Source organism: Solibacillus isronensis, assembly GCF_023715405.1.
GTDB lineage: Bacteria > Bacillota > Bacilli > Bacillales_A > Planococcaceae > Solibacillus > Solibacillus isronensis_B.
Map to the genome: position 1 here is coordinate 161,632 of NZ_JAMBOC010000005.1, position 8,986 is coordinate 170,617.

Here is an 8,986-nt window from a genome sequence, read left to right on the forward strand (position 1 = left end):
TAAATAATTAATTATATAAGAGAGGTAAACTAATGAAATTTACTATTTTACGTGATCGTCTTTTAGCAGGATTAAACGATGTAATGAAAGCCGTAAGTTCCAAAACGACGATCCCTATTTTAACGGGGATTAAAATCGATGTTACAAACGAAGGTATGACGTTAACTGGTAGTGATGCAGACATTACAATCCAGACTTTCATTCCTGTAGAAGAAAATGGCGAACAGATTATGGATATTACACAAACAGGCTCTATTGTGCTACAAGCTCGTATGTACAATGAAATTATCCGTAAATTGCCTACTAATGAAGTGGAAATCGAAATTACAAACGGCTATGCAACTATTATCCGTTCAGGTAAATCAGAGTTCCACCTTATCGGCCTAGATGCAACGGAATATCCACAGTTACCTGAAATTGCTGCTGACCGCCAATTTACGATTCCAACAGATTTATTAAAATCAGTTATTAGAGAAACTGTATTTGCTGTAGCGACATCGGAAAGCCGTCCGGTGTTGACAGGTGTAAACTGGAAAGTTGAAGGCGATGCATTAATATGCGTTGCAACGGATAGTCACCGTTTAGCACGTCGTAAAGTAAATCTTGAAAATTTACCAAATGATATTACTTCAGTCGTAATTCCAGGTAAAAGCTTAAATGAATTAAACAAGATTTTAGAAGACACAAATAATCCTGTTCAAATCGTACTGACAAACCAGCATGTATTATTTAAAACAGATGATGTCCTGTTCTTCTCTCGTCTTTTAGAAGGCAACTATCCGGATACATCACGTTTAATTCCGGAAGAGTTTAAAACAATGATTACGATTAACGGAAAATCTTTATTGCAGGCAATTGACCGTGCTTCACTTTTAGCTCGTGAAGATCGTAATAATGTCGTTCGTTTTGAAACACTGGAAAATCAAACAGTCGAAATTTCATCAAATTCACCTGAGATTGGTAAAGTCGAAGAGCAGATCCAAGTGGAAAGTCTGGAAGGTGAAACATTGAAGATTTCATTTAGTGCAAAATATATGATGGAAGCCTTAAAAGCGATTGATGGACAAGATGTAGTAATTGAATTTACAGGTGCAATGCGCCCGTTCATCTTACGTTCTGTTGCAGATGATGCAATACTGCAATTGATTTTACCGGTACGTACTTACTAAAATTCAATAAAAATTCTAAAAGGAATGGTCTTAACTTGTTATTGAGACCTTTCCTTTTTTACTTATGTACGATTTTTAGGTATGATAGAATGATAAGACTTTATTTAAGTGGAGGATGAATTACGTTGAATGAATTAGTAATTGATACAGAATTTATTACGCTTGGTCAAGCGCTGAAAATGACAGATACAATTAGCTCCGGCGGTATGGCAAAGTGGTTTTTAAGTGAACATGAAGTATACGTAAATGGAGAAGTGGAAGATCGCCGCGGAAAAAAATTGCGTCATGGGGATGTAATTAATATTCCTGGTGTAGGACGTTACAAAATTGTCGATGCATTTATTGAAAACGGAGAAAATTAATTAATGAACATCGAGCGCTTGCAGCTAACAAATTATCGTAACTATGAATCGTTAACACTGGATTTTTCAGATAAGATTAATGTTTTTATTGGGGAAAATGCTCAAGGAAAAACAAATGTAATGGAATCAATCTATGTACTAGCGATGGCCAAATCTCATCGTACCGCGAACGATAAAGAATTAATACGTTGGGATGCGGATTATGGTAAAATAGAAGGTGTGGTAAATAAGCGTTACGGTGGCGTTCCTATCGAATTGACGATTTCAAAAAAAGGCAAAAAGGGCAAAATCAATCATCTTGAACAAATGAAACTAAGCAATTATATCGGACAGATGAATGTAGTAATGTTTGCACCGGAAGATTTGAATATCGTAAAGGGCAGCCCCCAAATTCGCCGAAGATTCATCGATATGGAAATCGGACAAATTTCCCCAGTTTACTTACATGATTTACTAACATTCCAAAAGATTTTGAAACAACGTAATCATTTACTAAAAAAGAATGCGGGAAAACAATCACTCGCATCTGATGTGATGTTTGAAATTTATACAGAACAATATGTGCAGGCGGCAATTCAAATTATCCGTAAAAGATTTCAGTTTATCGAGCTTTTACAAGATTGGGCTGAACCGATTCACTTTGGCATTTCGCGGGGATTAGAAAAGCTTGTCATAAAATACCGTCCTGTAACAGGGATGGAAGCAAGCTGGACTACTGAAGAAATGGCGGATTACTTAACAAAGAAACTAGAAGAAGTGAAGCAGCGTGAAATTGAAAGAGGCGTAACACTTATAGGTCCTCATCGGGACGATCTGCAGTTTTTTGTCAATGATTATGATGTTCAAGTATACGGCTCACAAGGGCAGCAACGCACAACGGCATTATCTTTAAAACTTGCCGAAATTGAACTTATCAAACAGGAAACGAAGGAGACTCCGATTCTTTTATTGGATGATGTTTTATCTGAATTGGATGATTACCGCCAATCACATTTATTAAATACAATTCAAGGTGAGGTCCAGACATTCGTTACAACAACGAGTGTAGAAGGTATTCACCATGACACAATACAGCACGCAAAATTGTTCCACGTCACACAAGGAACAATTGAACAACCATAAGTGCATTGAAATACGTAATAAAGAAGCATACTGATAGTTATGAAAGAGTAGGTGAACAATAGTGGCTTTAGAAGATAATAAAGTCCAGCAATCTTATGATGCGGATCAAATACAAGTATTAGAAGGATTAGAGGCTGTTCGAAAACGTCCGGGTATGTATATTGGTTCAACAAGTTCAAAAGGATTGCACCATTTAGTTTGGGAAATTGTTGATAATAGTATTGATGAAGCTTTAGCAGGTTATTGTACAGGAATCACAGTAACAATTGAACAAGACAATTGGATTCGCGTAGAAGATAACGGTCGTGGTATTCCCGTAGATATTCAAGAAAAAATGGGTATGCCTGCTGTTGAAGTAATTATGACAGTACTGCACGCCGGCGGTAAATTTGGCGGCGGAGGCTATAAAGTATCAGGTGGTCTTCACGGTGTTGGTGCTTCTGTAGTAAACGCATTATCAAGTCAGACAATTGTTCAAGTACACCGCGATGGTAAAATCCATGAAATTATTTTTGAGCGCGGTCAAACGGTTCAAAAGTTAACAGTGGTTGGTGAAACAGACCATACAGGTACAACAACTCGATTTAAAGCTGACAGCGAAATATTTAAAGAAACAACAGTTTATGAATACGATATTTTAGCGACACGTATCCGTGAATTAGCTTACTTAAATCGTGGCATCAGCCTTACGATTGCAGATGAGCGCATAGGACAGGAACGTTCTGAAACATTCCACTTTGAGGGTGGTATTCGTGAATATGTTGAGCATATAAACGAAAATAAAGACCCTATCCATGTACCGATTGATGTGTTAGGCGAAAAAGAAGGCATTACGGTTGAAATTGCCATGCAGTATAATGCAGGCTTCAGCTCTAATATTATGTCCTTTGCCAACAACATCAACACGTATGAAGGTGGTACGCACGAATCAGGCTTTAAAACGGCCTTAACACGTGTTATTAACGACTATGCCCGCAAATCAAACTTGATTAAAGAATCGGATGCCAACCTTACAGGCGAAGATGTTCGTGAAGGTTTAACCGCAATCGTATCAATAAAGCACCCGGAACCTCAATTTGAGGGCCAAACTAAAACAAAACTTGGAAACTCTGAAGTAAGTCAGATTACAAATGCTTTATTCTCAGACGGATTTGAACGTTTCCTACTTGAAAATCCAACGGTTGCGCGCCAAGTTATCGAAAAAGGTACAATGGCGGCACGTGCGCGTGTAGCAGCGAAAAAGGCTCGTGAATTTACACGTCGTAAATCTGCATTGGAAGTTTCAAGCTTACCAGGTAAATTAGCAGACTGTTCTTCGACAAACCCTGCTGAATCTGAGATTTATATTGTAGAGGGTGACTCTGCCGGTGGATCTGCTAAATCAGGCCGTGACCGTCATTTCCAGGCGATCTTACCACTGCGCGGGAAAATCCTTAACGTTGAGAAAGCACGCTTGGACCGTATTTTATCTAATGCTGAAATCCGTGCAATGATTACAGCATTCGGTACTGGTATTGGGGAAGAGTTTAATTTAGAGAAAGCACGTTATCACAAAATCGTCATTATGACGGATGCCGATGTCGATGGGGCACATATTCGTGTGCTATTGCTGACATTCTTCTTCCGTTTCATGCGTCCGTTAATCGAAGCAGGCTATGTATATGCCGCAAAACCACCGCTTTATCAGGTGAAACAAGGGAAGCATGTTGAATACTGCTACTCGGATCAGGAGTTAGAAGATATTTTAAACCGTCTTCCGAAGTTACCGAAGCCTAATGTACAGCGTTATAAAGGTTTAGGGGAAATGAATGCAACGCAATTATGGGATACAACAATGGATCCAGAGCACCGTACTTTAATTCGAGTAGAATTGGATGATGCAATTGAAGCGGATAAAATTTTCGATCACTTAATGGGTGATGAAGTTGCACCTCGTCGTGATTTTATCGAAGAAAATGCAGTATACGTGCAAGACTTGGATATTTAACATCCTTCAGCGGGTTTTCAAACACCCGCTGAAGGATGCAATTATGCTTGGACATAATTGATTAGTTAGTGCAATTGGAAGGAGGTCCTTATTTTGTCTGACATTCAGCATGGACATATTGAATCTAGAAATATTACAACAGAAATTAAATCATCTTTCTTAAGCTATGCGATGAGCGTTATCGTTTCGCGTGCCTTACCAGACGTACGTGATGGGCTTAAACCAGTACATCGTCGTATCCTCTATGGTATGCAGGAGCTAGGAAATACTTCAGATAAACCATATAAAAAGAGTGCCCGTATTGTAGGGGACGTAATGGGTAAATTCCACCCTCACGGTGACTCATCAATTTATGATGCAATGGTGCGTATGGCGCAAGACTTCAGCTACCGTTATATGCTAGTCGATGGCCATGGTAACTTTGGTTCTGTTGATGGTGACGGTGCAGCAGCAATGCGTTATACAGAATCACGTATGTCTAAAATCGCGATGGAAATGTTGCGCGATATTAACAAAGATACGATTGATTATGGACCGAACTATGATGGCAGTGAAAATGAACCTTTAGTATTGCCGGCACGCTATCCGAATCTATTGGTGAATGGTGCTTCTGGTATCGCAGTAGGTATGGCTACAAATATACCGCCCCATCATCTTGGAGAAGTAATTGACGGTGTATTGGCAGTAGCTGATAATCCAGGTATTTCGACAGAAGAGCTAATGGAAATCATTCCAGGTCCTGACTTCCCTACAGGGGGAATTATTCTAGGGCGCAGCGGTATTCGCCGTGCATATGAATCGGGCCGTGGTTCACTGACAATTCGGGCTAAAGTAGAAATTGAACAAGCTTCAAACGGCAAAGAGACAATTTTAGTACACGAATTGCCATATCAGGTTAACAAAGCAAAACTAATTGAAAAAATTGCTGAGTTAGTTCGCGACAAAAAAATCGATGGCATTACTAATTTACGTGATGAATCAGACCGTAATGGTATGCGTATAGTGATTGAAGTACGCCGTGATGCCAATGCAAATGTCGTATTGAACAATTTATTCAAGCAAACAGCGATGCAATCAAGCTTTGGTGTAAATATGCTTGCGCTAGTTGACGGGCAGCCAAAAGTATTAAGTCTAAAAGAAGTGCTTTATCATTACTTAGAACACCAGAAAGTAGTTATTAAACGTCGTACTGCATTCGAACTTCGAAAAGCAGAGGAACGTGCACATATTTTAGAAGGTTTACGTATTGCGCTTGATCATATTGATGAAATTATTTCTATTATCCGAGCTTCTCGCAGCGGTGAAGAAGCAAGACCTCAATTAATGGAGCGCTTTAATTTATCTGAACGCCAGGCACAAGCAATTTTAGACATGCGTCTTGTGCGTTTAAGCGGATTGGAACGCGAAAAAATTGAGGCTGAGTATCAGGAACTTTTAAAGTTAATCGATGAATTAAAAGCGATTTTAGCTGATGAAGCGAAAGTAGTCGAGATTATCCGCACAGAAATGACGGATATTAAAGAGCGTTACAGTGATGACCGCCGTACAGAAATTACAGCTGGCGGCTTAGAAATGATTGAAGACGAAGATTTAATTCCTCGTGAAAACTCGGTACTTACATTAACACATAACGGTTATATTAAACGTTTAGCTGCAAACACGTACCGCTCGCAAAAACGCGGTGGCCGTGGTGTACAAGGTATGGGAACGAATGAAGATGACTTCGTAGAACATTTATTATTCACGTCTACACACGATACAATTCTTTTCTTCACTTCAAAAGGGAAAGTATTCCGTGCAAAAGGATATGAAATTCCGGAGTTCGGTCGCCAAGCGAAAGGGCTGCCAATTGTAAACTTACTTAATATTGATAAAGGTGAGCATGTTACAGCAATGATTCGCGTAACAGAATTTAAAGAAGATGCTTACTTTATCTTTACTACAAAAACTGGGGTAACAAAGCGTACACCTGTTGATCAGTTTGCAAATATCCGTACGAATGGTTTAATCGCCATTACATTACGTGAAGATGATGATTTAATTTCTGTTCACTTAACGGATGGCACAAAGGAAATTATTATCGGTACAAGCGATGGTATGTTAGTACGATTTAAAGAGGACGATATTCGTTCGATGGGTCGTTCGGCTGCCGGGGTACGCGGTATTAAACTTCGTGAAGGTGACTTTGTAGTAGGAATGGAAATTCTTGAGCCAGGTCAGGAAATTTTAGTTGTCACTGAAAATGGTTACGGTAAGCGTACATCTGAATCCGAATACCGTTTACAAAGCCGTGGCGGGTTAGGTCTGAAAACGATGCAAATTACTGATAAGAACGGTAAAATGTGCGCGGTAAAGGCTGTAGATGGATCAGAAGACATTATGTTGATTACGATTAATGGGATGTTAATTCGAATGGACGTAAACGATATATCTGTTATCGGCCGTAGTACACAGGGTGTTCGCTTAATCAGACTTGCTGATGACGAATATGTAGCAACTGTGGCACGGGTGAAAAAAGAAGATGACGCTCCGGATGAAGAAGAAATCGATTCTGAAACTGAAGAAGAGTCAAATTCAGCTATAGAAGAGTAATTCGAAAAGTAATCTAGTTAGTTTAGACTATCTAGATTACTTTTTTTGGTTGTAATTTATTTTCCATTCGTTATAATTAACGTTAATATGAAAAAATTAGTAGTTATTTAGAAAGAGTAAATCATTGGGTGAGAATTTATCCTTACTTAATAACCGATAACAAGCTTAAGGGGTTGTGAAATTGGAAGCAATATTGATAAGAGTTGAGGAATTGCGATTAGGTAAGGTAATTGCTGAAGATATTTTTGCCAATACACAATATCCGATTATCTACAAAAATACAAAAGTAAAACCAGAGCATTTACGTGTGTTTGAATTATTTAATTTAAAAACAGTATTAGTACATAATGAAATCGAAGTTGAAGAACCAGAGATAATTGAAGAAAAGTTAGATAATACTTCAGTAGCATTACCGTTACAGCAACCCACAAGTTTCGAAAAGTCCTATCTTGATGGAATCGGACAATTAAAAAAGGAATTTTTAAATTGGGAAGCTGGCGGAAGAGTAGATCTGCCAAAAGTAAGAAACATAATGATTCCGTTAATGGATATGGTTTTAGAAAATCGCTCTTATATATTTGATCTGAACAGTTATTCAAATGCAAAGGACTATTTATACCATCATTGTATTGCTACAGGTTTAATTGCAGCAGTCATTGCAAAGAAAATGGGATATGAGCGAGGGGATACAATTCAGCTTGCCATCGCCGGAATGTTAGCAGATAGTGGAATGTCGAGAATTCCTTCACGTATACGGGATAAGAAAAGCGTTTTAACAGAATCCGAATTTGGAGAAGTAAGAAAACATCCTTACTATAGTTACTTACTAATTAAAAACGTAACGGCTATAAAGGATATTATGAAAGTAGCTGTTTATCAGCACCATGAACGTTTGGATGGCAGTGGCTATCCAAAAGGTGATCGTATTGGGTCTATTTCAATATTTGCCCAAATAATTGCGGTAGCGGATGTATTCCATGCGATGACTAGTGAACGTATGTATCGTTCAAAGCAATCTCCTTTCAAAGTAATCGAAATGATTAAGGAAGAGGAGTTTGGAAAATTTGATATTAAAGTTGTTCAAGCTTTAATGAATATTGTCGTTGATCTACCAATAGGAACAAAAATTGAATTATCTAATTTAGAGCTGGGCGAAGTAATGTTCATCAATAAATATTCACCTACACGTCCACTTGTAAAATTAACACGTACAGGAGAAATTGTGGATCTTTCTTCTAATAGAAGTTTCTATATTTCGCGTGTCATTACTCAAGGATATAAATTGAACTAATTAATCGTTAAAGGGTGTTTCTTTAAAAGAAGAAATACCCCCCTTTTTATATTAGTTTTGCCTGGATAAACAAACTCAAAATAAAAACAGAAAAACAATGAATAAACTATTGACGATTAGAAAATCAAATGTTATTATATATAAAGTCCTTACAAGATAACATCTTTTGAAAGATAAATAATAAAAAGTGTTGACTTAAGCCTAAGGATGCTGTAATATAATAAAAGTTGTCGCATAAAAAAGAAATGCTTCAACAGCAAAAAACTTTTCATTAAAAAGTGTTGACAAACAACATGAAATAATGTTAAGATATAAAAGTTGTCACAATGACAACGCAATGAACCTTGAAAACTGAACAAGCAACGTTAATGAAACAAGCTTCTTAAATGAAGCAAACAATAGATTCCAACTTCTAACGAAGTTGGATCGCTAGCAAAGCAAATGAGCTTTCAAACTACTTTTA

6 protein-coding genes are annotated in these 8,986 nt (G+C 37.8%); all 6 read left to right on the forward strand.

Features of this window, described 5'->3' with window-relative positions:
• The first annotated feature begins 32 nt into the window (after window positions 1–32).
• Window positions 33–1,169 carry a DNA polymerase III subunit beta gene (gene dnaN, locus M3166_RS16740; RefSeq protein WP_251691051.1) on the forward strand — a complete coding sequence of 379 codons (1,137 nt, stop codon included), beginning with the start codon at window positions 33–35 and terminating at the stop codon, window positions 1,167–1,169.
• Window positions 1,170–1,294: 125 nt separating this feature from the next.
• Window positions 1,295–1,531: a S4 domain-containing protein YaaA gene (gene yaaA / locus M3166_RS16745; RefSeq protein WP_285848958.1), complete on the forward strand. Its 237-nt coding sequence runs from the start codon at window positions 1,295–1,297 to the stop codon at window positions 1,529–1,531.
• Between the two features lie 3 nt (window positions 1,532–1,534).
• The gene (gene recF, locus M3166_RS16750) at window positions 1,535–2,653 is read left to right on the forward strand and encodes a DNA replication/repair protein RecF (RefSeq protein WP_251691053.1); all 1,119 of its coding nucleotides are present in this window, start codon (window positions 1,535–1,537) and stop codon (window positions 2,651–2,653) included.
• Between the two features lie 61 nt (window positions 2,654–2,714).
• Window positions 2,715–4,640, forward strand: coding sequence for a DNA topoisomerase (ATP-hydrolyzing) subunit B (gyrB, locus tag M3166_RS16755; RefSeq protein WP_251691055.1), 1,926 nt, complete (start codon window positions 2,715–2,717; stop codon window positions 4,638–4,640).
• A gap of 93 nt (window positions 4,641–4,733) precedes the next feature.
• Entirely contained in the window at window positions 4,734–7,232 is a 2,499-nt protein-coding gene (gyrA, locus tag M3166_RS16760) for a DNA gyrase subunit A (protein WP_251691057.1), read from the forward strand.
• Window positions 7,233–7,407: 175 nt separating this feature from the next.
• On the forward strand, window positions 7,408–8,523 hold the full coding sequence (locus M3166_RS16765; protein ID WP_251691059.1) for an HD-GYP domain-containing protein: 1,116 nt from the start codon (window positions 7,408–7,410) through the stop codon (window positions 8,521–8,523).
• Window positions 8,524–8,986: the final 463 nt, after the last annotated feature.

Excerpts from the sequence above, each read along its gene's own strand:
- dnaN (WP_251691051.1), top strand. The coding sequence starts at position 33 with ATGAAATTTACTATTTTACGTGATCGTCTTTTAGCAGGATTAAACGAT.
- recF (WP_251691053.1), top strand. The coding sequence starts at position 1,535 with ATGAACATCGAGCGCTTGCAGCTAACAAATTATCGTAACTATGAATCG.